We start from the raw sequence: 25,510 nt of genomic DNA on the forward strand, positions 1-25,510 counted from the left end.
TCGACACGGCCGATTCAAGCCGTTGTGCGAACGGCGGCTCTGGCGACGATGGCAGCATAGAGGCGCTCTCCAACTGTGAAGGCAGTTTGTGGATCAGCAAACGAGACATCCATCCAGCCGACGGCTTGTCGCGGCTACACGTATCACTCGCGCGAACGCCCGCTTCGACCTGGAGGGATGGACTGCTGGATTTAGGCGGCATAAGGCACCGTCTTCCAGGTCAAATCCTGGCGCAACGGTTTCGCCGGTCAGGCCGCCTGCAGGATCCGGATCCCGTGGCGTCCGGTAAGCTCGATCACGCGGTTAATCATGCCAGCGGTCGGCGGGCCGGAGGGCGCGTCCTTGGATGCAGCCTCTTCGAAGAATGCGATCATCTCGTCGTCGACGATCGCCATGAAAATAACCGGCACGGGACCAGCATTGCGATAGCCATGGGGCGCGTTGCCCGGAATGGTGACGACATCACCGGGTTCCACCTCATATTCTTGCGCGACCCCATCGATCATTGTCCATATCGTGAGGGTGCCCTCGAGAATGCGGAAAATTTCCGCGGAAGGATGCGTGTGGGGCGGCGTGCCGCTTCCAGGAGGTACCGTGACGTCGATCACGTTGAGTGCCGTCCCAGCGAGCTTTGCCCGGACAGCGACCTGATCGCCCATCACCCAGAAGCCTTGAACCGAATCGGCCGGATGGACCGTCGCTTTGGTCTTATGCCAAGTCACTTGCTTTTTCCTTTCGAACAGCGCCTTGCTGCGATTTTGCCGCATTGAGCAAGGCGCGAATTGCCCAGGCGGCTGCCTCTCCGGCCTCACGGCCGGTAAGACCCCAGTAGTCTTTCATCGTCTGCCAGGCAGTGGCGCTGAACAGGAGCTGGATCACGGCCTCAAGCTGGCGCGCCGCCTTCGGGTCCATTCCGTTTGCGACTTGCGAAAGGCTGCTCTGAAAGGCACGTTGCCGCTCACCATTGGCTTGCAGGCGCATCTCGCGCCCGGTAGCGCTCGCATGCGAGGCTCTGACTACGCCTTCGATTGCGTCCAACGAGGCGAAAAGGTCGGGAGGAAGATCGATCAGATCCTGCTCCCGCTCAGGCCAGAACCGCACTCCCAGCGAGGCATTGGTGCTGGCCCAAAAGGCTTCCAAAAGCGCTTCCTTCGTCGGGAAATGGCGGAAGATGGTCCGTCGGTTTACGCCCGAAACCTCGGCAACCTCATCGAAGCCAAGGAGGCTGTACGGATTTTGCTCCAGAATCGTTCGAATGGACGCGAGGATGCGCTCGCGCGTGGCCTGCGCCTGCTCTGCCCGCAGCGGGCTCTCGTATTTCTGAGTCATCGTTTGTGAATTCATGTCACTGCTAGTGACACAAACCTTCCCAGTCGTCAATGGACATTGCGAAGGCTACGCACCAGGTTGTTTCCCGCTGCGAGAAGCCAGCTGACGCTCAGCGGCCGGGACCTGGTCGGCTTGCATGGTCAGGCTGGCCGAGGCCGGAAGGGCGCCAATGTCTCCAGGATCGAGAATCCAGCTCTTGTAAGATTGTCGACAATCTGCTTGTCTTGCTTTCGGTTCCCTGGAGCAGCCGAATGGCAAAGCTGGATTTCAGTCCGATCGCGGATACGACACGCAGGGCCGAGATCGTGGGGCTGCTCCGGCGGGCGATCCTGACCGGCCGGCTGGAACCGGGACAGAAGCTCAACGAACTCAGGATTTCCGAGCAGATGCGGGTGAGCCGCGCGCCGCTGCGCGAGGCAATGCGCGAGCTGGTGCAGGAAGGCATCCTGACCAGCATCCCCTACGCCGGAACCTTCGTCATCAACGTCACCGCCAAGGACATCGACGACGCCTATTCGCTCAACAAGGTGCTCGACGAGTTCGCCATCGAGCGGACCTGGCCGCTTCGCGAGCAGCGCTTCTTCGACGAGCTTGACCGGCGCCATGCGGCGGTGAAGGAGGCGACGCGCGACCTGGACACGACGCGGCAGATCGAAACAGCGCTGCAACTGCATGGCCTGATCCACGAATGGGCCGACAATTCGGTGCTGCTGGAAACCTGGCAGCGGCTGACCAGCCGGCTGCAGATGTATTTCGCGCTGCACCAGCGGGCGCGCAACGAGCCGGTGCCTGCCGTAGACGTCCACGAGACCTATGTACGGCTGCTCAAGGGCAGCGACATGCGCGCCGCACAGCGCCACGCCAAGGACCATATCGACCTGGATTTCGAAGAACTGCTCGCCTATGCGCGCGGGCTGGAACAGCGCGGCTCAAAGGGCGCCGGCGCCGATCGTGCCGGCCGACCTAAAGGCGGCTGAGCCCGACAAATTTGACGGACATCCCGGAACACAGACAACGGACAGAAAACGTGCAGATCAAAACCATCAAGGCCTACCATGTCGTGCAGCCCTTCGTGGACGGGCCCTACCGCATGTCCAAGGGGCGTGTCGCCGATGCGTTCGACGCGGTGATCGTCGCCGTCACCGCCGATAGCGGGCTCACCGGCTGGGGCGAGATGGCGCCGCTTGGCAATTTCTATTCGCCTGCCTTCGCTGCGGGTACTCGCGCCGGCGTCGTCGAGATCGCGCCGCATCTCATTGGCCATGACCCACGCGGGCTTGCCAGTATCAACAGGTTGATGGACACGGTGTTCAAGGGCCATCCCTACATCAAGTCGGCGCTCGACATGGCATGCTCGGATCTCGCGGCGCGCGCCGCCGACGTGCCGCTGGTCACGTTGCTTGGCGGCCGCGAGAGCGAGACGGCGGAACTCTACAAGGTCGTCACCCACGGCACGGTCGACGCGATGGCCGCACTTGCCAAGCACATCGTCGGGAAAGGATTTCAACGGCTGCAGGTCAAGGTCGGCGGCAACGTCCATGACGACATCGAACGCGTCACAGCCGTTGCCGCCGCGGTGCCGAAGGGCACCGTCATCTTCTGCGACGCCAATGCCGGCTGGACCCCTTACGAGGCGCGCCAGTTCGTGGATGCGACGCGCACCATCGACTACACGTTCGAGCAGCCCTGCACGACGATCGACGAATGCCTGTCGGTGCGCCGCTCGCTCGACAAGCCGATGGTGCTCGACGAATCCGTCGCCTCGTTGGACGATATGCTCGACATCCACCGCAAGGGCGCGGCCGACGGGCTGACGCTGAAGATCTCGCGCCTCGGCGGCGTCACCAAAACGCGCCAGATCCGCGACCTTGCCGTCGACCTCGGCTTCATGATCACGGTCGAAGACACTGGCGGCGCCGAGATCGACACATCGGCCATGGCGCATCTGTCGCTGTCGACGCCGGAGGAGCGCCGGCTGCACGCCATCGCCTTCCACGAATGGGTGACGGTGCGCACCGCATCCAACATGCCGCCGGTTTCGGGAAGCCGTATGGGCATTCCGGATGGGCCGGGCCTCGGCATCGATGTCGTTCCCGGCCTGCTTGGTGCGCCCTTCTTCGAAATCGGCAGCTGAGCTACAACAAGGCTGCACCCAATCAACCTGAATATGCCGCGTCCTTCTGACTGCGGAGGCACGGCCGTGTGGATGACCGCTCCTCCAATCGTCTTCGGCCGATTGCAGAGCGACAATGCCCAATTGCCGGTTGAAATATTTTTCATTTGCAAATAGAAATGTTCAAACCGTTGATTTGGACGCTGCGGCGCGTCAGGAACTGGAGGAAGCGACATGTCCCATCCGCAATTTGCAGCGGAACTTCTGCAGCGCGCTGAACAGCAGGGGCCGATCACCATCGGGCTTGCCGGCGCCGGACAGATGGGCACCGACATCGTCGTCCAGGTCGCGCTGATGCCGGGCATGCGGATCGGCGCCATTTCCGAAGTCAGGCCGCAGGCAGCGATCGACGCGGCGCTGCTCGCTGGCCATGACCGTTCCGACATCGTCCATGCCGGCAATGCGGCCGCGATCGACCGCGCCATCGAGGCCGGCAAGATCGCGGTGACCGAAGATTTGCATGCGCTGGCGGCGGCCGGCCGGATCGACGTCATCATCGACGCAACGGGTAATCCCAATATCGGCACGCTGTTTGCGCTCGAAGTGATGAAGAACGGCAAGCATATCGTCATGCTCAATGTCGAGGCCGACATCACCATCGGCCGCTTCCTCAAGGAGGAGGCACGCAAGGCCGGCGTCGTCTATACCGGTGCCGCCGGCGACGAGCCCGCCTGCACGCTGGAGATCATCGGCTTTGCCAAAAGCCTCGGCTTCAACATCATCGCCGCCGGCAAGGGCAAGAACAATCCGCTGAAGATCGACGCCATGCCGGCCGACTACGAGAAGGAGGCGGCCGAGCGCAACATGAATGCGCGCATGCTGGTCGAATTCGTCGACGGCTCGAAGACGGCGATCGAGATGGTGGCGATCGCCAATGCGACCGGCCTGGTGCCCGACGTGCCGGGCATGCACGGCCCGACCGCGACGCTGGAGGAGTTGGCCAGCGTGCTTTGCCCGCGCGAGGATGGCGGCGTGCTGCATCGCAAGGGCGTGGTCGATTACTCGATCGGCAAGGGAGTGGCGCCCGGCGTGTTCTGCATCATCGAGACCCGGCATCCGCGTGTGCTGGAGCGCATGATCGACCTCAAGGTCGGCAAGGGCCCCTATTTCACGATCTTCCGGCCCTATCATCTGACCAGCCTGGAAGTGCCGCTGTCGGCGGCGCGCGCCGTGGTCTACAAGCGGGCCGACATGGAGCCGCTCGACCATCCTGTGGCCGAGGCGGTGGCGGTCGCCAAGAGCGATCTTGGCGTTGGCCAGTCGCTCGGCATGATCGGCGAGAACGACTATCGCGGCTTCGCCATGACCTGGGGGGATGCGCGCGCCCGCGGCGCCCTGCCGCTCGGCCTTGCCGAACGCGCCAAGGTGGTCAAGCCGCTCAAGACCGGCGACTTCCTGACCTATGAAAATTGTGTACCCGACGATTCGATGGTGATAACCCAGATCCGCCGCCGTCTCGACCAGTCGGACGGACGGTTCGTTACAAACGCAGCCTGACCCCGCCGGATCTCCGCCTGATGGACGATGTCGTAATCGGGATCGACGCCTCGACCACGGCCGTGAAGGCAATTGCCTTCGCGCACGACGGCGAGGAGCTGTTCCAGGCGCGCGAGCCGTACCCGCTTTCAAATCCGAAGCCCGGCCATTTCGAGCAGGACGCCGAACAGTGGTGGACGGCGCTGCTTGGCGCATTGAGGCAGGTCACCGAGGCGGTCGGCGCTGCGCGGGTGGCGGCGATCTGCATCGCCCATCAGCGAGAGACCTTCACGCTGGTCGACAGCGCCGGCAAAGCACTCATGCCGGCGATCCTGTGGCTCGACGAACGCGCCCGACCGCAGGTTATCAGGCTTTCGGCCGAACTCGGCCGCGAGGCGATCCGCGACTGGAGCGGCAAGCCGCCGGACCCGACGCCGGCGCTCTACGCCATTGCCTGGCTTGCCGAGCACCAGCCGCAAGTGCTTCGCCGGGCAGCGGCACTGGTCGACGTGCACGGTTTCTTCGTCCAGCGGCTGACCGGGCGATTGGTCACCAGCACCGCAAGTGCGGATCCGCTCGGGCTGCTCGACGTCGAGAAAGGTACCTGGCATCCCCGCCTCGTTGCGGCCGCCGGACTGCAGATGGAGCAATTGCCCGAGCTGGTCGCGCCAGGCGTGGTCTGCGGCAGTCTTTCCGCAAGCATAGCGCAGCTGACCGGCCTGAGGGCCGGCACGCCGGTCGTTGCCGGCGCTGGGGACGGCCAGGCGATGGGCCTCGGCATGGGCGTCTACGGCGAGGGCAAGAGCTATCTCTCGCTCGGCTCCGGCGTGGTCAGCGGCTGCTATTCCGGCAAGGTGAAAACCTCGGACGCCTTTCGCACGCTGGTCTCGCCGACCGGCTCCGGTTTCATGCTGGAGACCGTGCTGCGCTCGGGCATGCAGCTGGTCGACTGGATCGTGCGAACCACCGGTTCGCCCTCGGCGGCAGCGCTGGAGAAAGTGGCGCTGGATGTTGCCGCGGGCAGCGAGGGCCTGCTCATCATGCCCTATTGGGCCGGCGTCATGAGCCCGTATTGGGACGGTGCGGCGCGCGGCGCCATTGTCGGCCTGTCGCTCGATCACCGGCCGGAGCATCTCTTCCGCGCTGTCCTGGAAGGCATCGCCTTCGAGCAGGCCGTCGCCACCGAGGCCATGGAAGCCCAGGCCGGCGGACCGGCGGCGCTGATTGCCGCCGGCGGCGGCACCAATTGCGCGCTGCTAATGCAGATCATGGCAAGCGTGCTCGAGCGGCCGCTCTCGGTTTCGCCGGTCAACGAAGCCGCCGCACTCGGCGCTGCCATGCTGGCGGCAGCGGCTGTCGGCTGGTTTGCCTCGCCGGAAGCCGCAGCAGAGGTAATGGCTGCCGCTCCCACCAGGCATGTCGATCCGGTCGACGGGCTTGTCGCCGCCTATCGCAGCCGCAAGGAAATCTACCGCGACCTTTATCAGGCGACGCGCGACATCCACACCCGCCTCGGCGCTCTCGACGAAATCTAGCGGTTGAGCAGCCCCTTGGCCGCATCCTCGTCGGTGATCAGAACCGATACCTTGGTGTTGGCCAGCGCCGCCCGCATGATGGCAATCTTTTCCTGCCCTCCCGAAACCAGGATTATGCTAGGAATATCCGACAGATCCTGCAGCGGATAGGCACAGACGCGGCGGTTGACCTCGTGGTCGACCGGGCGGCCCTCGGCGTCGATGAAATGACACAGAATATCGCCGACGGCACCGGCCGCCTGCAATTCCTCGAGTTCGCTTGGCTTGATGAAGCCGTAATTGGCGATCGGGCTGTCGTTGGAAAACGAGCCGACGCTGAGCACGGCGATGTTTGCCCGGCGTGCACGGAAAACAACATCCTGAACGCTGCGCTGGCTCATGAAAGCATCGCGCTGCTCCGGCCTGTCGGCATAGACCGGCACCGGCAGCAGGAAACACTCCGCACCGATCTTCTCGGCGAAATCCCAGGCGCTTTCGGTCGGGTTGAGCGGCTGTGCATGGGTGAGGCCGCCAAGCATCGAAACCACCGTTGTCCTGGCGATCGGCCGCCGTGGCAATTCATTGATGGCGAATTTCAGCGTCCGCCCCCAGCCCAGCGCGATGACATCGCCGGCGTTCACATGGTCGGCCAGGTAGGCGGCGGCGGCGTGGCCGATCATCAGCGGCGCGTTGCTTCGGTCGGCCGCCGACGGTACCACAACAGCCTGGCTGAGCCCGAAGCGCTGCTTGAGGCTTTCCTCCAGGATCACGCATTCGACAACGCTGTCGCGGATGCGGAACTGGACGACACCCTCTTCGCGGGCGGCCGAGAGAATGCGATGCACCTTGATGCGGCCGACGCCGAGAATTTCGGAAATCCGCTCCTGCGTAAGACCCTCGACATAATAGTGCCAGGCGGCGCGGGCCTTGAGTTCGGCGTCGGGGAAGCGCGAGGCTCTTTCGTTCTCTATGATCGTCATCTGTTTGCCTTGCCGCAGTCGCCGGCTCTGCTCATGATATTCCAATCCGGCGACTTCGAAATGCCCAAGATTTCCGAGACATTGCGTAAGGCAAACCGGCGAACAGCGCAAACCGTGCTCGAATGAAGCGGGCAGGTCTTGACAATTTTCCGACGAACAGTTTAGCTGAACAAAATTGCATGTTAAAGATAAATTGTTCACAGGGAGGGGCCTGGTGAACAAAGTGGCCCGGTGATGCAGCGCCGGATTGCTGTGGAGGAGACAAAGTGGCTGTGAGCAACGACGCAAGCAATTTGAAGGCAGGCGAGTTGAAGGCAGGCTCTGGCGCGCAGGCTACGGCGGGCGCAAGGTTTTCGGCTGTCTTTGCCGGAACCATGGGCCCGCTGATCGGGCTGGTTCTGCTGTGCGTGGCGCTCTCGCTAACCACCGACACCTTCCTGACTGTCCGCAACATCCTCAACGTTCTCGACCAGGTCACCGTGCTCGGCATCATGGCGATCGGCATGACGCTGGTCATCCTGATCGGCGGCATCGACCTGTCCGTCGGCTCGGTACTGGCGCTGGCTTCCATGGTGATGGGCTTCGTCGCCCATCCGGACTATCTCAATCTCGGCCTGCCGGCCGGCATCGCCGCAGCCCTCGTCGTCGCCGGCCTTTGCGGGCTGGTTTCGGGCCTGCTGGTGACGGTCACCAAGCTGCCGCCCTTCATCGCCACGTTGGCGATGATGTCGGTGGCGCGCGGCCTCGCCAACATGATCACCGACGGCTCGCAGATCGTCGGCTTTCCCGACTGGTTCACCAGCCTGTCGATAATCCGCCATTTCGGATTCCTCTCGGTCACCGTCGGGCTGATGATCGTGCTTGCCGTCATTTTCGCGATCTTCCTGAATTATCGCGCTACCGGCCGTAGCCTGTACGCGATCGGCGGCAGCGCCGAAGTCGCCCGGCTGTCCGGCATACCAGTCAAGTCGCTGACCAACTGGGTCTATGCGATCTGCGCCGTGCTGGCCGGTCTCGCCGGCATCGTGCTTGCCGCCCGGCTCGATTCCGTCCAGCCGAGCTCCGGCCTTGGCTACGAACTCGACACCATCGCGGCGGTGGTGATCGGCGGCGCCAGCCTGTCGGGCGGCGTCGGTTCGATCGGCGGCACAGCCATCGGCGTCCTCATCATCGGCGTGCTGCGCAACGGGCTGAACCTGCTCGGTGTCTCGCCCTTCATCCAGCAAGTGGTTATCGGCGTGGTGATCGCGCTGGCGGTGGCCACCGACACGTGGCGGCGCCGAGCACAATGAAGAATGGGGCACAATGAAGAATTGGGCTCAATGAGATTCGCCCCGATATTCGGGCGAAAACGGATCGGTGATCCGAAACTGGGAGTTGTTCGGCCAAGGGGCGCCGCGATGCGCGGGCAGGACAGATTGAACATCAACGGAGGAATAAACATGCTGACCAAACGTTCATTGCTGCTTGCCGCCGCGGCCGTCATCCCGCTGCTTGGCCTGTCCGACATGGCCTCGGCCAAGGAGGCCAAAAAGCTCGGCCTCGCCGTCGCCAATCTGCAGGCCGACTTCTTCAATCAGATCAAGCAGTCCGTCGAAGCCTACGGCAAGGAAAAGGGCATAGAGGTCGTTACCGTCGATGCCAAGGGCGATTCGGCGACCCAGGTCAGCCAGGTACAGGACCTGATCACGCAAAACATCGACGCGCTGATCTACATTCCGGCCGGCGCCACCGCCGCCACCGTGCCGACCAAGACCGCCAAGGCTGCCGGCATCCCAGTCATCAATGTCGACCGCAACGCCGACGGCGCGCCCGGCGACACCTTCATCGCCACCAACAGCGTGGCATCGGCCAAGGCGGTTTGCGACTACATCGCCAAGCAGGCCGGCGGCAAGGGCGAGTTGATCATCATCCACGGCCAGAAGGGCACGACGCCCGAGGTCGACCGCTCGAAGGGCTGCGGCGAAGCGCTGAAAGGCTATCCCGACATCAAGGTTGTCGGCGAATTGTGGAGCGAAGGCTGGCACCAGGACGAAGGCTTCAAGCTGACGCAGGATCTGTTGCAGTCGCACCCCGACGTGTCGATCGTCATCGGCCAGGCCGACGCGCTGGCGCTCGGTGCGGCGCAGGCCGTCAAGGTCGCCAATCCCGGCCACAAGGTCTGGGTTGCCGGCTTCGACGGCGACGTGGCGGCGCTCAAGGCACTGAAGGACGGCGTCTTCGACGTGACCGCGACGCAGCAGACCCAGGGCATGGGCCGGCTCGCCGTCGATGCAGCAATCAAGCTGGTGGCCGGCGAGACCATTCCCGCCGAACAGCTGCAGGATGCGACGCTGACCACCAAGGACAATGTCGAGCAGTTCATCGCCAAGCATCCCTGATTGAGACCAGTCCGGCAATCGACGAGCGCAACGATGTCCACCGATCCTCGCCACACGCACAGCCCCCATAACGGGCTCGTCGTCAGCGGCCTCTGCAAAAGCTACGGGCCGGTGCAGGTCCTGGCCGATGCGAGCTTCGAGGTGCGGCCGGGCGAGGTCGTGGCGCTGCTTGGCGAAAACGGCGCCGGCAAGTCGACTGTCTCGAACATCATCGCCGGGTCGACGAAACCCGATGCCGGCACCATCACCTGGCGGGGGAACGCTTATTCCCCCGCCAATCCTGCCGCGGCGATCGACGTCGGCATCGGCATGATCCACCAGGAGCTGAAGCTCTTGCCCGATCTGTCGGTCGCCGAAAACGTCTATGTCGGGCGCCTGCCGATGCGTGGCGGCCGCATCGACCGCGCGGCAATGAATGCGCGGGCATCGGCCCAGTTGAAGCGCCTCGGCCTCGATGTCTCGCCCGAGCGCAAGGTGCGCACGCTGCGTATCGCCGCCCAGCAGCAGGTCGAGATCGCCAAGGCGCTGACGCTCAATGCCGAGCTGCTGATCTTCGACGAACCAACCGCAGCCCTTGGCGGCGAGGAAACGGAGCTCCTGTTCCAGCAGATCCGCAAGCTCAAGGCGGAAGGCATGTCCTTCATCTATATCAGCCACCGGCTGGACGAGATCGCCCAGATCGCCGATCGCGTGGTGGTGATGCGCGACGGGCGCATCGTCGCCCGGCACGAGCGCGCCGACATTCCGGTGCGCACTGTCGTCGAGCAAATGGTCGGCCGCAGTGTCGAGCGGATGTTCCCTACGGTATCGGCGCCGGGCAACGACACGCTGCTCGAGGTCGAGAACCTGTCCTCGCCGGAACGCAGCTTTCAAAATGTCAGCTTTTCAGTGCGGGCCGGCGAAATCCTCGGCATTGCCGGGCTGATCGGCGCCGGACGCACGGAGCTGGTGCGGGCGATCGCCGGTGCCGATCCGATCTCATCGGGATCGGTGCGCGTCGCCGGCAAGCCGGTGCATCTCAATGGCCCGGCGGCGGCGATCAAGGCCGGCGTCGTCCTGGTACCGGAAGACCGCAAGGCGCAGGGCGTGGTGCTCGACCAGACGATCGGCGAGAACCTGGCGATCGGCAATTTCGACCATGTCGCGCCGAATGGCTGGGTGTTCCCGAAGGCGGTGCAGAAATTCGCCGAGGCCGGCATTCGCCGGCTCGGCGTCAAGGGCCGGCCGAACCAGGCGGTCAGCAAGCTTTCCGGCGGCAACCAGCAGAAAGTGATCATCGCCAAATGGGTGTCGCGCCCGCCCAAGGTATTCATCCTGGACGAGCCGACGCGCGGCATCGACGTCGGTGCACGCGCCGCGATCTATGATGTCATCGCCGACCTTGCCCGCTCCGGCATGGCGGTGGTGGTGGTGAGCTCCGACCTCGAGGAAGTTCTCGGCCTGTCGCATCGCGTGCTGGTGGTGAGCCGCGGCCGGCAACGCGGCATTCTCGACCGCAGCGAAGCAAGCAATATCGCCGTGATGGAACTCGCCACGAGCTAGGAACAGCCCATCGAAACAAAGCGCAGCAGGTGGTATCCTCCCGGGCACCAGACCGCGCGGGGCGCCAGCAACAGAGTTGGCGCCCCTTTATTTCCGGAGGACGGCGGTTGGAGCAGAGGGACCGACGATGAAATTATTCGACCTTCATGGTGACGTGGCACTTGTGACAGGCGCCGGCAGCGGCATCGGGCAGGCAATCGCCATTGGGCTGGCCGAGGCCGGCGCCGACATAGCCTGCTTCGGCCACGCCTCGAAAGGCGGGCTGGAGGAGACCGCGCACCGGATCACGGCACTCGGCCGCAAGGCGCTGGTGCTGAACGGCACGGTGACTTCAGAGGCCGATCTCGCGGCCGCGATCGAGCGTACGGAGATGGAACTCGGCGCGTTGACCATCGCCGTCAATAATGCCGGCGTCGCCGGAGCTGAACCGGCAGAGATGCTGTCGCTGGAGAAATGGCAGAAGCTCTATGACGTCAATGTCAGCGGCGTGTTCCTGTCCTGCCAGGCCGAGGCCCGCGCCATGCTGACGCGGCGCAATGGCTCGATCATCAACATCGCGTCGATGTCGGGCTCGATCGTCAATCGCGGCCTGACCCAGGCGCATTACAATTCGTCGAAGGCCGCGGTGATCCACATGTCGAAGAGCCTCGCCATGGAATGGGCCGATCGCGGCCTGCGCGTCAATGTCGTCAGCCCCGGCTACACGCTGACGCCGATGAACAAGCGGCCGGAGGTCGCCGACCAGGTCAAAATCTTCGAGCGCGACACGCCGATGGGCCGCATGGCGGCGCCGGAGGAGATGGTCGGCCCGACCGTGTTCCTGGCCAGCCGCGCCTCGAGTTTCGTCACCGGCATCGACCTGATCGTCGATGGCGGCTTCGTCTGCTGGTAGGAGAAAAAATGCAGATGCGATTCCAGGGAAAAACGGCGGTCATCACCGGCGCCAGCGGCGGCATTGGTGCGGCAATGGCCAGGCGCTTCGCGGCGGAAGGTGCCGCGGTCGTCGTCAGCGCCATCGACGCGCGCGTCGACGAGGTCGCCGCCGATCTCAAGGCTGCGGGCGCCAGGGTCGCATCGCTGCGCATGGACGTGACCAAAAAGGACGAGGTCGTCGCCCTTTATGACCTGGCCGAGCAACAATTCGGCCGCATCGACATCTCCGTGCAGAATGCCGGTGTCATCACCATCGCCAGGATCGAGGCGATAACCGAGGCCGAATGGGACAAGGTGATGGCGGTCAACACCAAGGGCGTGTTCCTGTGCTGCCAGGAGGCGATCGCGCGCATCCGCAAGCATGGCGATGGCGGCCGGCTGATCAACACCGCATCCGGCCAGGCGCGGCAGGGCTTTATCTACACGCCGCATTATGCGGCCTCGAAATTCGGCGTCGTCGGCGTCACCCAGAGCCTGGCCAAGGAAGTGGCCAAGGAGAAGATCACCGTCAACGCGATCTGCCCCGGCATCATCGACACCGATATGTGGGCCTATAACGACGCCGCATGGGGCAAGTTGATGGGCGACTACAAGCCCGGCGAGCTGATGGCCGAATGGGTGAAGAACATCCCGATGGGCCGCGCCGGCAGCGGCGAGGATGTCTCCGGCCTGGTCAGCTTTCTCGCCAGCGAAGATGCGGCCTACATCACCGGCCAGACCATCAATGTCGATGGCGGCCTGATCATGTCGTGAGCGGCGCGGGCCGACGTACCATCCACCGGATATGAAAGCCGCTTCGCTGCGTTCAGCCTGGTCGGCCGGCCCGTGCCAATCCATGCTCCACGAGCCGGTCGATGATTTCGGAATAGCTGACGCCGCTCGCCGCCATTGCCTTGGAATACATGCTGATATCGGTGAAGCCGGGGATGGTGTTGATTTCATTGACCAGGAATTGCATGTCCGGTGTCAGGAAAAAGTCGACGCGCGCCATCCCGTCACAGCCGACGGCTCTGAAAGCCCTTGCGGCCACGTCCCGCATGGCTGCCTCGACCTCCGGCGGCAGTTCGGCCGGCACTTTAAGTGCCGCGCCGTTCTCGTCGATGTATTTGGCATCGTAGCTGTAGAAATCGTGGCTTTCGGCCGGCACGATCTCGCCTGGCCGCGAGACGAACAGGTCGCCTGCCGGGTCCTCCAACACGCTATATTCGATCTCGCGCCCACGAATGAATTCCTCGGCCAACAGCTTGCAATCGTGCCGGAAGGCTTCAGCAAGCGCTCCATCGAATTCCTGGCTGGCATGGACTTTTCCGACGCCGACAGACGATCCCTGACGCGCCGGTTTGATGAAGAACGGCAGGCCGAGTTCGCTTTCCAGTGCAGCGAGGGCGGGCGCCGCACCTTCATGGATCGTCACTGAGCGCGCGATTGGCAGCCCCGCCGCTTCCAGGAGCCGTTTGGCGATGTCCTTGTCCAGCGCGGTTGCCGAACCCAGGATGCCGCAGCCGGCGAGCGGCACCCGAGCCACCTCGGCCACCCCCTGTACCGAGCCGTCTTCGCCATGAGGGCCGTGCAGGACAGGAAACAGGATGTCGATCTTCGGCAGATCATAGGGCGTGCCGTCGGCCGGGATCGCCATCATCCGTCCGCGCCCGCCCGGAACCAGGCAAACTTCCATGCCGGCCGCAGGTTTTGCGAGCGTACCATCCTGGAAGCTGCTCAGCAGCCACTGTCCTTCGCTCGTGACGAAGATTGGGAGGGCATCGTATTTCGCGGACAGCAGCGCACGCATGACATTGGTTGCTGAAAGCACCGAAACGTCATGTTCGGCGGAACGTCCGCCAAAGAGCACGGCAATTCGCAGTCTGTTCAAGGAAGAGGTCATGAAAGCCTCGGATATGATCTGGTGTTGAAAGGTCACAAGCCGGCGGCGATCCCGCGGTTGGCGAAGAAGTAAGGCATTTTGGTCTGCTGCATTGTATCGGTACCCTGTCCTCGCGGCTCGCATACGGGATGACCGGCAACCTTGGCTTTTTTTGAACCGATCTCCGGGTCCATGTAAAAAGACGGGCCGTGAAATTGGCACCGGCGTTAATCGTTGCGCGACGTGAACGTTGGTATATATAATTTCATCCCATGAAAGTGGCTCTGGGCGAGTTGCCGAGCCAACAGCCGAGATCATGGGACTTTGATGGTTTGCCCCTCAAGACCGGCGATCGATCCGTGGATGACTGCCTTGGCAGCAATCCTTCGGCAGTCATGACGCGGCCGGTCCCGCCACATCTTCACCAATTTGGGCACCACCCCCGTTTTGCGCCGGCATCCGCTTCGGCAGCATTGTGGCGCCTACGGCCTTGCGCAACGACCAGCTGTTCCAACACAATCAAAAAAGACGCAAGAAGGGAACTAACGATAACGTCCACCAGAGCTTGACAGGAGAACAAGCATGTCACTTCGGAGCATGATTTCGAATTTCTCAATGGGAGCCTTAACACTTGCCGCAGCCGCACTGACATCTTCGGCCTATGCGGCAGCGCCGGAATCCAACGACCCGATCAAGATCGCACTGTTCGATTGGACCAGCGTCAATCTGAACGCCAAGATCCTCGGCGGCATCCTCGAAAAGCTCGGCTATACCGTCGAGTATCCGACCGCCGACTATCTCTCCAGCCTGACCACCGGCCTGACCAATGGCGACATCGATGTCGGCCTGGAATTCTGGGACACGACGGCCGGCGAGGCGATGAAGGCCTCGGACGCGACGGGCCAGACCGAACGCCTCGGCAAGCTCGGACCCAAGGCCAAGGAAGAATGGTGGTTTCCCGAATATATGAAAGAGAAATGCCCCGGCCTGCCGAACTGGGAAGCGCTGAAAGATCCGAAATGCGCCGAGGCCTTTTCGACGGCCGAAACCACACCGAAGGGGCGCTATCTCGGCGGCCCGGTGACATGGGAAGGTTTTGACGACGAACGCGTCGAGGCGCTGAAACTGCCCTTCACCGTCATCCATGCCGGAACCGATGCGGCGATGTTCGCCGAACTGGACTCGGCCTATCAGCGCAAGGCGCCGATCATGCTGTGGATCTATTCGCCGCATTGGGCGCCGGCCAAATACAAGGGCGAATGGGTCGAATTCCCCGACTATACGACAGAGTGCTACACCGACCCGAAATGGGGTGTGAACCCCGACGCGAAATATGACTGCGGCAAGCCGCATGGCGAGATCTGGAAATATTCCTGGGCCGGCATGAAGGACAAATGGCCTGTCGCCTACAAGGTCGCGAAAAACTACACGGTCGATACCGACGAGCTCAACAAGATGAGCGGCGAGATCGATCTCGAAGGCAAGACGCCGGAAGACGTCGCCGCCGCCTGGATCGCCGCCCACGAAGCCGACTGGAAAGCCTGGGCCGAGTGACCGTCTGACTGGAAATCCGACGACCCGGCCATCCGTGGCCGGGTCTCGATCCCGTGTTCCAGAAGGACGATCGCATGACCGATACGATTGAACAGGCGGCGAAAGCGGGCAACGATGCCCGCCCGATAAAGCTTGCCTGTCGCAATGTCTGGAAGCTGTTCGGGGCGGACGCGGCCGATTTCATCCGCCGGCGCGACGGCAAGGCCAGCCTGGCGGACATCGCCGCTGCCGGACTGGTTGGCGCGGTGCGCGCCGTCGATCTCGAAATCCGCCAAGGCGAGATCTTCATCATCATGGGACTTTCGGGGTCCGGCAAATCGACGCTGGTGCGCTGCATGTCGCGGCTGATCGAGCCGACCCACGGCAAGGTCGAGTTTGAAGGCAAGGACCTGCTCAAGATTTCCGATGCCGCGCTGATCGAGCTGCGACGCCACCGCATGGGCATGGTGTTCCAGAATTTTGCCTTGCTGCCGCATCTCAACGTACTGGAGAACATTGCCTTCCCCCTCGGCATCCAGGGGCAGGACCGGCCGACGCGCGAGGCGCGCGCGCGGGAAGTGATCGAGCTGGTCGGCTTGCGCGGTCGCGAGCATTTCTATCCGCGCGAGCTTTCCGGCGGCCAGCAGCAGCGTGTCGGCATCGCCCGCAGCCTCGCCACGAAGCCGGAAATCTGGTTCCTCGACGAGCCGTTCTCGGCCCTCGATCCGCTGATTCGCCGTGAGATGCAGGACGAGCTGATGCGGCTGCAGACCATGCTGCACAAGACCATCGTCTTCATTACCCATGATTTCGACGAGGCCATCCGGCTGGCCGACCGGATCGCCATCATGAAGGACGGCGAGGTCATCCAGATCGGCACGCCGGAAGAGCTGGTGGTCAATCCGGCGACCGACTATGTCGCCGAATTCACCCGCGATGTCGATCGCGCCAAGGTGATATCGGCGCGCAGCCTGATGCGCGCCTGCGACGGCGCCGAGTACGGCGGCACGGTCGCGCCGGATGCCAAGATATCAAGTTTTTCGGCTGATATCGTCTCTGCCGGCAAGCCCTTCGCGGTGGTCAACGGCACCGGCAAGCCGATCGGCTTAGTCACGCCGCAGGCGGTGATCGATCTTCTCGCCGGCATAGAACGTCGTGGGGCCGGCGCATGACGGTCACGGCAAGCGCCAGCGCAGCGAGGCCCCGGCCGGTTCAAACCTGGCTGGCGATCTGGGCCTGTGCGCTCGCCGCCGTGCTTATTGTCTTCCTGCTGCAGGAAAGCCTGCCCTGGGCGGTCAATTACCCGGCCGGCGCGATCGTTCCTGTCGCAGACTGGGTCGGTGCGCTGATGAACTGGGTGAAGTCGAACATCTCCTGGCTGACCCGCTCGATCACCGCGGTGCTTGGCGTGCCGCTCGATTTCGCGCTCGCTCTTCTGGCCAAGAATTTCAAGATCGGCCATGGCGCGGATATGATCGTCTTGCCGCGCCTGTCCTGGGTCGGCGTCTGCGCTTCCGCCTACCTTGCCGGACGCGCCGCCGGCGGCTGGAAGCTGGGTGCGCTGGCCGGCGGCTGTTTTCTCTACATCGCGCTGTTCGGGCAGTGGACCAGCGCCATGCTGACGCTGGGCTTGATCTCGATCGCCGTGCCGTTTTGCATTGTCACCGGGCTGTTCGCCGGCATCTGGGCATGGCGCAAGCCTTGGGCGGAGAGGTTGTTGATCTCCCCTGCCCTCGATCTGATGCAGACGATCCCGACCTTCGCCTATCTGATCCCGATGCTGCTTCTGTTCGGCAACAGCCCGGTCTCGGCAATGATCGCGACGGCAATTTTCGCGACGCCGCCAATGGTGCGGGCGACGATGCTCGGCCTGTCGCGGGTGCCGTCGGAGATCGACGATTTCAGCGAGATGGCCGGCTGCACGGCACGGCAAAAGCTGTGGCGGGTGCTGTTGCCGTCGGCGCGGCCGACATTGATGGTCGGCGTCAACCAGGTCATCATGCTGGCGCTCAATATGGTGATCATCGCCTCGATGATCGGTGCCGGTGGGCTCGGCTATGACGTGCTTTTGGCGTTGCGCGCGCTCAAGGTCGGCGAGGCGATGGAAGCTGGCCTCGCCATCGTCGCACTGGCAATTGCACTCGACCGGCTGAGCCAGGCGATCGCGCACAATCACGCCAAGGGCAATGTCCGCCACCAGGCCAGCACGAGTTTCTGGCGGCGCTATCCCAATCTGACGCTGGCCGTTGCCATCCTCGCCGTCGCCACGCTGCTCGGCCTGTTCGTGCCGGCGTTCGCCGCTGTGCCGAAAGCGATCACCTTCACCACCGCGCCTTTGTGGAAGGCGGCGGTGAACTGGATCACCATCAACTTCTTCGACACGATCGAAGCGTTCCGCGTGGCGCTTATCCTCAATGTGCTCAACCCGGTGCGCGCCTTCTGCGAGGGCTTTCCGTGGCTGGGCGCGGTGTGTCTCCTCGGCCTTGCCGGCTACCAGCTCGGCGGCTTGCGCCTCGCCGCCCTGGTCGCGGCATTGACAGCGTTCTGCGCCGCCACCGGACTTTGGGAAAAGACCATGGCGACGGTCTATTTGTGCGGCATCTCGGCCTTTATCGCCTGCCTGATCGGCATCCCGATCGGGCTGATGGCATCGCGCAGCGACCGCTTCGAAAAGATCGTCACGCCGGTCATCGACACGCTGCAGGTGCTGCCGTCGTTCTGCTTCATCATTCCGGTGGTCATGCTGTTCAGGGTCGGCGACGTCACGGCGATGATCGCCACCGTCGCGTTCGCCGTGGTGCCGGCCATCCGCTATACCAATCACGGCATTCGACAGGTGCCGCCGGCGCTGATCGAGGCGGCGAAGGTTTCGGGCTGCACCAGGCGCCAGACCTTCTTTCGCGTGCAGCTGCCGCTGGCGTTGCCCGAGATCATGCTCGGCGTCAACCAGACCATCCTGATGGCGCTGGCGATGATCATCATCTGCGCCATGGTCGGCACGCGCGATCTCGGCCAGGAGGTGTTCATCGCCCTATCCAAGGCCGATTCCGGTCGCGGCATCGTCGCCGGCCTGGCCATCGCCTTCATCGGCATCGTCGCAGACCGGCTGTTCAACGCCTGGACGGCGAAGGCTCGGGCAAGGCTGGGATAGGCAAAAATCAACACTCGGTTAGCTGGCCGTCGCCAATGGCGCGGCGGTGATGAGCTGCCGACCCCCTTATACCCAGAGATATAGCCCTTTGTGATTATTGCTCGCTCCTGCCTCACAGCGTAAGGCTGTGATGGGTCGGAGGCTCAACAGGAGAGCGTACAATGTCTAAACGCGTTCCCTTTACTCCCGGTGATCTAGCAGATCGTCAATGGGGCACCAATGACACCCTCGCAGGCGATCTAAATACAAACATCTTAATCGGTGATGCTGGCGGCAGCCTGCTCGATTTCTCGAGGGGCGGCAACGATACCTTCACGGAAAACGAACCCTCGACCTACACCCTTTACGGTGACGCGGTTGGCAGCATGTTCAATTTTACTCGAGGCGGTGATGATACCTTCACGGGGTCGAGTTTCTCCATCACCACTGCTTACGGTGATGCGGGCGAGGATATGTCGGACCACAGCAAGGGCGGCAACGACTCCTTCCAAGGCAGCTCCACACAGGTCATCAACACTTTCTTCGGTGACGCCGGCGGCAACATGATCGGCCATGCTCAGGGCGGAGATGACAGTTTCACGGCCCTTCCTAACTCTTTCAACGACTTCTACGGTGACGCCGGCGTCGATATGTCGGACCACAGCAAGGGCGGCAACGACACCTTCGAGGGCGCCAGTGTCGCCGTCAACATTTTCTTCGGCGACGCCGGGAACAACATGTCTGGCCATGCTCAAGGTGGCGACGACAGTTTCATGGCCAGGAGCGACTCCAGCAACGCTTTCTACGGGGACGCCAACGGCGATATGTCGGGCTACAGTAAGGGCGGCAACGACAATTTCAATGGCGCCAGTAACGCCGACAACATTTTCTACGGTGACACCGGTCGCAGCATGTCTGGCCATGCTCAGGGTGGCGACGACCATTACACAGACTTTGGTGGCACGGTTCAGACCAAAAGTTTCTTTGGCGACGCGAGCCTACATATGTCCGACTTTGCTCAGGGCGGCAACGATACCTTCACGAGCGTGGGTGGGTCCGGGATAAGTTTCCATGGTGACGCGGCCGGCATCATGTCCGGCCATGCTCGCGGTGGCGATGACGTGGCCGTGCTGCAAGGCACCAATAATTTCGGCTATGGCGATGCTGGTGCGATGGCCGGCAATGCTTTGGGCGGCAACGATACTCTGACCGGCGGCAATAAGAGCTCTGGTCCTGATGATGTTCAAAGCGAGTTGTATGGCGACGCACCTTTCATGTCCGGTTCCGCCACGGGCGGCAACGATATTCTTACCGGCGGCCAGAACAGCGAAAGCGGCCAAGTCCGTAACTTCTTGTGCGGCGACGCTCTGCAGATGTCCGGTTCGGCCACGGGCGGCAACGATACCCTGTACGCCGGGAGCGCGGCACCCGGCTGTACGGTCATCAATGACATGTGGGGGGATGGGCAACTGAGCGAGTTGGCTCAGGGCGGCCGAGACCAATTCATATTCAAGGACGATGGTTCAATGACGGTCGGAACCCAAAACACCATCTACGACTTCAACCAGACCCAAGGCGACACCATCGTGTTTAGTGGCGTGGGGGGCGTGCAATCGTTCGATGATCTCACAATTGCGCAAAGTGGAACCAGCACCATCATTACAGCGGGAGACGATCAAGTTACTCTCGCAAATTTTACGAGCCTGCTGGCAGCGAGTGACTTTCTGTTCGTCTGAGAGAGCGAAACCCTACCCTGTTCGAATGAACTGGAATGCGGTGAGAGTTCGTTGAAGATCGTCGCGGCCGGTCGCCCCAATTGTGCTCGACCGGCCGATCGACGATCCCAGCCGCAGGTATGGGTCAAGCGGCCAGGAATCTCTCGGTCAATCGAGCCCAGAGCGCTGCGCCGACGGTCAGATTGCCGTCGTTGAAATCATATTTCGAGCTGTGCAGGATGGCTGAATCCTCGCCGTTTCCGAGGCGCAGGAAGCAACCGGGTTTGTGTTCGAGGAAATAAGAAAAATCTTCGCTGCCGGGGATCAACGGGCAGACGGACACCTTGTCCTGACCGACGAGTTCGACAGCGATGTCTGTCGCAAAGGACGTCTCGCGCTCGGAATTGACCACCACCGGGTAGCCGCGCTCGTAATCGATCTCGACTGTTGCGCCATGCGCCTGCGCCACAAGTGCTGCGATATTGCGAATACGCTGCTCGAGCGTGTCGCGGATCTCGGCCGAGAAGGAGCGGACGCTCAGCGTGATTTCGGCGTGTTCCGGGATGACGTTGGAGGCCGTGCCTCCGTGAATCGTGCCGACGGTGACGACAGCTGTCTCGATCGGGTTGACGTTGCGCGACACAACCGTCTGCAGGGTCATGACGATGTTGGCGGCAGCGACGATCGGGTCGACCGTCAGGTGCGGACGCGAGGCGTGGCCGCCACGCCCGGCGATCCTGATGGTGACGGTATCGCTCGCCGCCATCAGCGGCCCGGCGCGCATCAGGAACGAACCCGTCGGCGCGCCCGGGTGGTTGTGCAGCCCGAATATCGCATCGCAGGGAAAGCGCTCGAACAGGCCGTCGGCGATCATCGCCTGCGCCCCGCTTCCCTTGCCGGCTTCCTCGGCCGGCTGGAAGATAAGGTTCACCGTGCCGTTGAAATGCCGTGTGCGCGCCAGGTATTCGGCGGCGCCGAGCAGCATCGTGGTGTGGCCGTCATGACCGCAGGCGTGCATCTTGCCGCTGGCCTGGCTGGCATAAGGGAGATTGGTCGCTTCGGTGATCGGCAGGGCGTCCATGTCGGCACGGATGGCGATGCTGCGGCCGCTGCCCTGGCGCAGACGGCCGACGACCCCGAGCCCGCCGACATTGCGCGTCACCTCATAGCCCCAGCTTTCGAGCCGTTCGGCAACGTATGCAGCCGTTTCTTGCTCCTGGAATGAAAGCTCGGGATGCGCGTGCAGGTGCTGGCGGGCCGCTGCAAGCTCGGCGGCCTTGTCGGCGAAGTCGGAAATGTCGGCGAACTGGTTGGAGGTCTTTGGCATGGGAGGTCCTTTGCCGGCCGAGCAGGTGCCGCGCCGGTTTTGCTTTTAGATGAAACGACTCAGGAAAGCCCGCGTGCGCGGGTGCCTGGGTTTAGCGAGAACCTCGTCCGGAGGCCCGGCCTCGATCACATTACCGTCGTCCATGAACACCACCCGATCCGCTGCTTCGCGGGCGAACCCGATCTCATGCGTGACCACGATCATGGTCAAGCCCTGCCTGGCGAGATCGCGCATGGTGGCGAGCACCTCGCCGACCAGCTCCGGATCGAGCGCCGACGTCGGCTCGTCGAAGAGCATCAATTTCGGGCGGATGGCGAGCGCACGGGCGATGGCGACGCGCTGCTGCTGGCCGCCTGAAAGCTGGCGCGGATAAGCGTCGATCTTGTCGGCAAGACCGACACGGGTCAGCAGTTCGCGGGCGTAGCCGATCGCCTCCTTGCGGTTCTCCCGGTGAACGCCGACCGGAGCCTCGATGACGTTCTGCAGCGTCGTCATGTGCGGATAGAGATTGAACTGCTGGAACACCATGCCGATCTTGCGCCGCTGCGCGGCGATCGCGCGGTCGGAAAGCTTGTCGAGGCGGCCGTCGTGCAACCGGTAACCGATCTGCTCGCCGTCCACCTCGATCGACCCTTGGTCGATCGCCTCGAGATGATTGATGCATCGCAGGAAGGTCGACTTTCCGGAGCCGGACGGTCCGAGAATGACCACCACCTCGCCAGGCGCGACGTCCAGATCAATGCCCTTCAGCACCTCGAGCGGGCCGAACGCCTTGTGAACGTTGCGCGCCCGGACCAGGGGCGTGTCATGCGCGCTCATTGGCGGCCTCCAGGGTGGCGGTCGCGGTCTTCTCGCGCGCGCCGCGGTCGCCGCGGCTGTAGTGGCGTTCGATCGCGCCTTGCGCGACATTGAGGACCGAGGTGATCAGCAGGTACCACAGCACTGCAACCATCAGCAGCGGAACGATTTCGAAGGTGCGGTTGTAGATCGACTGCACCGAGTAGAGCAGGTCGGCCATGGCGATGACGCTGACAAGCGACGTCGCCTTGATCATGCTGATCAGCTGATTGCCGGTCGGCGGCACGATCGACCGCATCGCCTGCGGGATGATGATGCGCCGCAAGGACCGGGCGCGGGTCATGCCGAAGGCTTCAGCCGTTTCGGCCTGTCCCTTGTCCACCGACAGCAGCCCGCCACGGATGATCTCGGCCATGTAGGCGGCCTCGTTCAGCGCCAGACCAAGAACGGCGGCCGTCAAAGGCGTGATCAGGTCGTTGGTGTTCCAACTGGCGAAGCCAATGGAAATGCGCGGAAACAGCGTCGAAAGGTTGTACCACAGGATCAATTGCACCAGCAGCGGCGTTCCCCGGAAGAACCAGATGAACAGGCCGGAGAGAAGGGATGCCAGCCTGTCGTTCGACATGCGCGCGATGGCGAGCAGCAGGCCGAGCACGATACCCAGGATCATCGCCACGACCGTCAGGCCGAGCGTTACGGAAAGCCCCTGCATGACCGTCGGATCGAAGAAATACTGGGCGACCACCGGCCAGCCGAAATTCGGGTTGACCGCAACGATATAGGCGAAGCCGGCCGCCACGGCGACGGTGAACGCCCAGAGCGCCAGCCGGACGAGCGGAAACGGCCTGTGGGCTCGTTTGACGTCGCGCAGCGCGTCGTCGGGACGTCGCGGCAGCCCGGCCGCGTAGGCAGCGGTGGCGTCGGTCATGGCAGCCTCTACTGGCCCTGGTTGATGCCTGGCGCGTCGATCATGTTCTTCTCGAGGCCCCACTTCTTCATGACCGCGGCGTAGGTGCCGTTCTTCATCAGGATCTTGAAGGCGTCGAGCAGCACGCCGCCCAGCGGCGAACCCTTCTTTACGACGGCGCCTTGGTAGATGTCCTTAAAGCCGTTGGCCTGGCCGACACCGGCGAGTTCCAGCTGGCCCTTCGCCTGCTCGACGAAATAGGTCAGCGGCGCCTGCGAGGAGAAGAATGCGTCGGAGCGTTTCGACCGGACGGCCAGTATCGAGCTCGGCTGGTCGGTGAAGGATTGCACCTCGACGGCCGGCTTGTCGCCCTCGGTGCATTTCTGCGCCTGCTGCTTGATGACCTTTTCGGCCGAGCCACCCGACATGACGGCGATGCGCTTGCCGCACGCGGTGTCGAGCGAGGTGATGCCTTGCGGGTTGCCCTTCTCGACGGCGAAGACGACGTATTCGCGCACCCAATCGATGAAGTCGTTGGATTTCTGGCGGTCGGGATAGTCGCCGACAGGCCCCATCGCGAACTGATAACGGCCGGCATTGATGCCGCTCAGCAAAGCCGGCAGGCCGGCGACCGAGGCATGATCGATCTCGACGCCGAGCAGCTGGCCGATGGCGTCGGAAATGTCCCTGGTCGCCCCCGACAGTTCGGTGCCGGTGACGATCTCATAGGGCGGGAATGAGCCGTTGTTGACGGCTGTGATCTTTCCCGCCGCGCGGATCTCTTCCGGCAGCCGGGCCCGCAAATCCTCGTTCACCGATTGCTTCTGGATATCCTGGGCAAAGCTGGCCTGCGCCAGCATGGTGACGAGCGAGGCGAATATGAAGCTGATTGTCCTCATGGCATTCTCCTTCGTGTTCTTCGTTGTGCGTTGTCAGGCTGCGGTGGCCCGCGATCTGGCCTCGAAAGGAAACAAGGCTTCGGCGGAAATCGGTTCCGCCAGAATGCCCTGGGCATGGAGCTCGGTGACGAAATCCTCGATCATGCGCTGGTTGGCGGGCAGGCCGCTAGCATTCCAGGAGGCAGGCAGGTCGCGTCCCGTGTGGAGCAGCTCCTCGAGGATCCAGGGCGAGGTGTCGGCATATTTTCGGCGCTTGCCCGTCCAGACGCGCTGGCTTTCGTCGATCAGCCTGGCGAGTTCCTGCGGCAGCCAGGGGTGCTCCCTGACCAGGGCGGCCTTGACGGCGACCAGATGCATGCCCGGGACATAACCGACGTCGGCGAAATAGGCGCGTTCGGCCGCGCGAAAATCGCGCAGCACTTGCCGGAAGCCGGAAGCCGGGCCGAAAAAGCCGTCCGGCATGAAGGGCGTGAAAACGGCGTCGAGCTCGCCTTGCGACAGCAGCTCCATCATCGGGCGCTCGCCTGGTGCTGCTTCGATGCGCCCCGGCCTGCCGAATCCGTCGAGGCGGTCGGCGATCGGGTGCCCCGATGTCAGCCTGCCGGCGAACCAATAGGCATCCTCGACGCCGACGCCTTCCCGGCGAAGTGCTGCGCGCGTCCATGTGTTACCGGAATCGCGCCAGCCGGTCACGCCGATGCGTTTGCCGGCAAGGTCGGAAAGCCGTTCCAGCGGGCTGGTCTCGACCGTTATGATGCAGCGATGGCGAAAGCCGCGCATGATGAAGCACGGTAATCCAACCACCGTATCGACGCCCGAAGCCATGGCCGACACATAACGGCTGAATGAGACCTCCGCCGCATCGTAGTTCGGATCGGTACCGAGGTCCGGAATGAGCGTGGCGACGCGATCAACCTTCACCGACAAGCGGCTCGAAGTGACGTCACCCAGCACCAAAGGGGTGAGATAGTCCCAATCGCGGGTGGCTACAGTGATGGAAACGGGCATCGGC

Annotated in this window: 22 protein-coding genes; 13 read left to right on the plus strand and 9 right to left on the minus strand. The window is 63.1% G+C overall.

Annotated elements, in window-relative coordinates; all coding sequences use genetic code 11:
• Window positions 1-248 precede the first annotated feature (248 nt).
• On the minus strand, window positions 249-722 hold the full coding sequence (locus NKJ28_RS05040) for a cupin domain-containing protein (protein ID WP_352590118.1): 474 nt from the start codon (window positions 720-722) through the stop codon (window positions 249-251).
• Entirely contained in the window at window positions 709-1,329 is a 621-nt protein-coding gene (locus NKJ28_RS05045; RefSeq protein WP_352455172.1) for a TetR/AcrR family transcriptional regulator, read from the minus strand. Before NKJ28_RS05045 ends, NKJ28_RS05040 begins: the two co-directional genes overlap by 14 nt.
• Before the next feature lie 251 nt (window positions 1,330-1,580).
• On the opposite strand from NKJ28_RS05045, the gene NKJ28_RS05050 reads away from it, so the two are divergent.
• The 4 genes from NKJ28_RS05050 to NKJ28_RS05065 all read left to right on the plus strand — a co-directional run bounded on the left by NKJ28_RS05050 (window position 1,581) and on the right by NKJ28_RS05065 (window position 6,513).
• Complete coding sequence (locus NKJ28_RS05050) at window positions 1,581-2,306, plus strand: GntR family transcriptional regulator (RefSeq protein ID WP_352634355.1); 726 nt, start codon at window positions 1,581-1,583, stop codon at window positions 2,304-2,306.
• 50 nt (window positions 2,307-2,356) lie between these two features.
• Complete coding sequence (locus tag NKJ28_RS05055; RefSeq protein ID WP_352590123.1) at window positions 2,357-3,463, plus strand: mandelate racemase/muconate lactonizing enzyme family protein; 1,107 nt, start codon at window positions 2,357-2,359, stop codon at window positions 3,461-3,463.
• Window positions 3,464-3,676: 213 nt separating this feature from the next.
• Window positions 3,677-4,999, plus strand: a complete 1,323-nt coding sequence (locus tag NKJ28_RS05060; protein ID WP_352590126.1) for an NAD(P)H-dependent oxidoreductase — start codon at window positions 3,677-3,679, stop codon at window positions 4,997-4,999.
• A 20-nt stretch (window positions 5,000-5,019) separates the two neighbouring features.
• Window positions 5,020-6,513: a xylulokinase gene (locus NKJ28_RS05065; RefSeq protein ID WP_352634358.1), complete on the plus strand. Its 1,494-nt coding sequence runs from the start codon at window positions 5,020-5,022 to the stop codon at window positions 6,511-6,513.
• Here NKJ28_RS05065 and NKJ28_RS05070 read toward each other — a convergent pair.
• Window positions 6,510-7,472, minus strand: coding sequence for a sugar-binding transcriptional regulator (locus NKJ28_RS05070; protein ID WP_352634360.1), 963 nt, complete (start codon window positions 7,470-7,472; stop codon window positions 6,510-6,512). The genes NKJ28_RS05065 and NKJ28_RS05070 overlap by 4 nt on opposite strands.
• A 308-nt stretch (window positions 7,473-7,780) precedes the next feature.
• Between NKJ28_RS05070 and NKJ28_RS05075 the strand changes: the two genes are divergently transcribed.
• From NKJ28_RS05075 to NKJ28_RS05095, 5 genes are all read left to right on the plus strand, one after another.
• Entirely contained in the window at window positions 7,781-8,764 is a 984-nt protein-coding gene (locus NKJ28_RS05075; protein WP_502897030.1) for an ABC transporter permease, read from the plus strand.
• 150 nt (window positions 8,765-8,914) lie between these two features.
• Window positions 8,915-9,853 carry a sugar ABC transporter substrate-binding protein gene (locus NKJ28_RS05080; protein WP_254820381.1) on the plus strand — a complete coding sequence of 313 codons (939 nt, stop codon included), beginning with the start codon at window positions 8,915-8,917 and terminating at the stop codon, window positions 9,851-9,853.
• A 33-nt stretch (window positions 9,854-9,886) separates the two neighbouring features.
• Window positions 9,887-11,395: a sugar ABC transporter ATP-binding protein gene (locus NKJ28_RS05085; RefSeq protein ID WP_352621184.1), complete on the plus strand. Its 1,509-nt coding sequence runs from the start codon at window positions 9,887-9,889 to the stop codon at window positions 11,393-11,395.
• A 127-nt stretch (window positions 11,396-11,522) separates the two neighbouring features.
• Window positions 11,523-12,287, plus strand: coding sequence for an SDR family oxidoreductase (locus tag NKJ28_RS05090; RefSeq protein ID WP_352590138.1), 765 nt, complete (start codon window positions 11,523-11,525; stop codon window positions 12,285-12,287).
• Between the two features lie 8 nt (window positions 12,288-12,295).
• Window positions 12,296-13,081 (plus strand): SDR family oxidoreductase, encoded by a 786-nt coding sequence (locus NKJ28_RS05095; RefSeq protein WP_352590141.1) that lies wholly within the window; start codon window positions 12,296-12,298, stop codon window positions 13,079-13,081.
• A 52-nt stretch (window positions 13,082-13,133) separates the two neighbouring features.
• Here NKJ28_RS05095 and NKJ28_RS05100 read toward each other — a convergent pair whose 3' ends face one another.
• On the minus strand, window positions 13,134-14,210 hold the full coding sequence (locus NKJ28_RS05100) for a D-alanine--D-alanine ligase family protein (protein ID WP_352590425.1): 1,077 nt from the start codon (window positions 14,208-14,210) through the stop codon (window positions 13,134-13,136).
• A gap of 561 nt (window positions 14,211-14,771) precedes the next feature.
• Here NKJ28_RS05100 and NKJ28_RS05105 point away from each other — a divergent pair.
• From NKJ28_RS05105 to NKJ28_RS05120, 4 genes are all read left to right on the plus strand, one after another.
• Entirely contained in the window at window positions 14,772-15,743 is a 972-nt protein-coding gene (locus NKJ28_RS05105) for an ABC transporter substrate-binding protein (protein WP_031211023.1), read from the plus strand.
• A gap of 74 nt (window positions 15,744-15,817) precedes the next feature.
• Window positions 15,818-16,894, plus strand: coding sequence for a quaternary amine ABC transporter ATP-binding protein (locus tag NKJ28_RS05110; RefSeq protein WP_031211022.1), 1,077 nt, complete (start codon window positions 15,818-15,820; stop codon window positions 16,892-16,894).
• Window positions 16,891-18,873 carry an ABC transporter permease gene (locus NKJ28_RS05115; RefSeq protein ID WP_352634363.1) on the plus strand — a complete coding sequence of 661 codons (1,983 nt, stop codon included), beginning with the start codon at window positions 16,891-16,893 and terminating at the stop codon, window positions 18,871-18,873. Before NKJ28_RS05110 ends, NKJ28_RS05115 begins: the two co-directional genes overlap by 4 nt.
• A gap of 161 nt (window positions 18,874-19,034) precedes the next feature.
• Window positions 19,035-20,588: an autotransporter outer membrane beta-barrel domain-containing protein gene (locus NKJ28_RS05120; protein WP_352634365.1), complete on the plus strand. Its 1,554-nt coding sequence runs from the start codon at window positions 19,035-19,037 to the stop codon at window positions 20,586-20,588.
• Between the two features lie 124 nt (window positions 20,589-20,712).
• On the opposite strand, the gene NKJ28_RS05125 is transcribed toward NKJ28_RS05120, so the two are convergent.
• The 5 genes from NKJ28_RS05125 to NKJ28_RS05145 form a co-directional block, all read right to left on the minus strand.
• Window positions 20,713-21,894, minus strand: coding sequence for a M20 aminoacylase family protein (locus NKJ28_RS05125; RefSeq protein ID WP_023674015.1), 1,182 nt, complete (start codon window positions 21,892-21,894; stop codon window positions 20,713-20,715).
• A 45-nt stretch (window positions 21,895-21,939) separates the two neighbouring features.
• A complete protein-coding gene (locus NKJ28_RS05130) occupies window positions 21,940-22,713 on the minus strand; it encodes an amino acid ABC transporter ATP-binding protein (RefSeq protein WP_023674014.1) in 774 nt (257 codons plus the stop codon).
• The gene (locus NKJ28_RS05135) at window positions 22,700-23,620 is read right to left on the minus strand and encodes an amino acid ABC transporter permease (RefSeq protein WP_352634368.1); all 921 of its coding nucleotides are present in this window, start codon (window positions 23,618-23,620) and stop codon (window positions 22,700-22,702) included. Before NKJ28_RS05135 ends, NKJ28_RS05130 begins: the two co-directional genes overlap by 14 nt.
• A gap of 8 nt (window positions 23,621-23,628) precedes the next feature.
• Window positions 23,629-24,459 (minus strand): ABC transporter substrate-binding protein, encoded by an 831-nt coding sequence (locus NKJ28_RS05140; RefSeq protein ID WP_502902162.1) that lies wholly within the window; start codon window positions 24,457-24,459, stop codon window positions 23,629-23,631.
• A gap of 72 nt (window positions 24,460-24,531) precedes the next feature.
• Window positions 24,532-25,506, minus strand: a complete 975-nt coding sequence (locus NKJ28_RS05145) for a substrate-binding domain-containing protein (protein WP_352634372.1) — start codon at window positions 25,504-25,506, stop codon at window positions 24,532-24,534.
• Between the last annotated feature and the right edge of the window lie 4 nt (window positions 25,507-25,510).

The organism is Mesorhizobium sp. M0145 (assembly GCF_040322355.1).
Taxonomy (GTDB): domain Bacteria; phylum Pseudomonadota; class Alphaproteobacteria; order Rhizobiales; family Rhizobiaceae; genus Mesorhizobium.

What these genes read in the sequence shown, in the direction of transcription:
- NKJ28_RS05045 (WP_352455172.1), bottom strand. Translation starts at nt 1,329, where the DNA reads ATGACTCAGAAATACGAGAGCCCGCTGCGGGCAGAGCAGGCGCAGGCC.
- NKJ28_RS05050 (WP_352634355.1), top strand. Translation starts at nt 1,581, where the DNA reads ATGGCAAAGCTGGATTTCAGTCCGATCGCGGATACGACACGCAGGGCC.
- NKJ28_RS05060 (WP_352590126.1), top strand. Translation starts at nt 3,677, where the DNA reads ATGTCCCATCCGCAATTTGCAGCGGAACTTCTGCAGCGCGCTGAACAG.
- NKJ28_RS05065 (WP_352634358.1), top strand. Translation starts at nt 5,020, where the DNA reads ATGGACGATGTCGTAATCGGGATCGACGCCTCGACCACGGCCGTGAAG.
- NKJ28_RS05070 (WP_352634360.1), bottom strand. Translation starts at nt 7,472, where the DNA reads ATGACGATCATAGAGAACGAAAGAGCCTCGCGCTTCCCCGACGCCGAA.
- NKJ28_RS05080 (WP_254820381.1), top strand. Translation starts at nt 8,915, where the DNA reads ATGCTGACCAAACGTTCATTGCTGCTTGCCGCCGCGGCCGTCATCCCG.
- NKJ28_RS05085 (WP_352621184.1), top strand. Translation starts at nt 9,887, where the DNA reads ATGTCCACCGATCCTCGCCACACGCACAGCCCCCATAACGGGCTCGTC.
- NKJ28_RS05090 (WP_352590138.1), top strand. Translation starts at nt 11,523, where the DNA reads ATGAAATTATTCGACCTTCATGGTGACGTGGCACTTGTGACAGGCGCC.
- NKJ28_RS05095 (WP_352590141.1), top strand. Translation starts at nt 12,296, where the DNA reads ATGCAGATGCGATTCCAGGGAAAAACGGCGGTCATCACCGGCGCCAGC.
- NKJ28_RS05100 (WP_352590425.1), bottom strand. Translation starts at nt 14,210, where the DNA reads ATGACCTCTTCCTTGAACAGACTGCGAATTGCCGTGCTCTTTGGCGGA.
- NKJ28_RS05105 (WP_031211023.1), top strand. Translation starts at nt 14,772, where the DNA reads ATGTCACTTCGGAGCATGATTTCGAATTTCTCAATGGGAGCCTTAACA.
- NKJ28_RS05110 (WP_031211022.1), top strand. Translation starts at nt 15,818, where the DNA reads ATGACCGATACGATTGAACAGGCGGCGAAAGCGGGCAACGATGCCCGC.
- NKJ28_RS05115 (WP_352634363.1), top strand. Translation starts at nt 16,891, where the DNA reads ATGACGGTCACGGCAAGCGCCAGCGCAGCGAGGCCCCGGCCGGTTCAA.
- NKJ28_RS05120 (WP_352634365.1), top strand. Translation starts at nt 19,035, where the DNA reads ATGTCTAAACGCGTTCCCTTTACTCCCGGTGATCTAGCAGATCGTCAA.
- NKJ28_RS05125 (WP_023674015.1), bottom strand. Translation starts at nt 21,894, where the DNA reads ATGCCAAAGACCTCCAACCAGTTCGCCGACATTTCCGACTTCGCCGAC.
- NKJ28_RS05130 (WP_023674014.1), bottom strand. Translation starts at nt 22,713, where the DNA reads ATGAGCGCGCATGACACGCCCCTGGTCCGGGCGCGCAACGTTCACAAG.
- NKJ28_RS05135 (WP_352634368.1), bottom strand. Translation starts at nt 23,620, where the DNA reads ATGACCGACGCCACCGCTGCCTACGCGGCCGGGCTGCCGCGACGTCCC.
- NKJ28_RS05140 (WP_502902162.1), bottom strand. Translation starts at nt 24,459, where the DNA reads ATGCTGGCGCAGGCCAGCTTTGCCCAGGATATCCAGAAGCAATCGGTG.
- NKJ28_RS05145 (WP_352634372.1), bottom strand. Translation starts at nt 25,506, where the DNA reads ATGCCCGTTTCCATCACTGTAGCCACCCGCGATTGGGACTATCTCACC.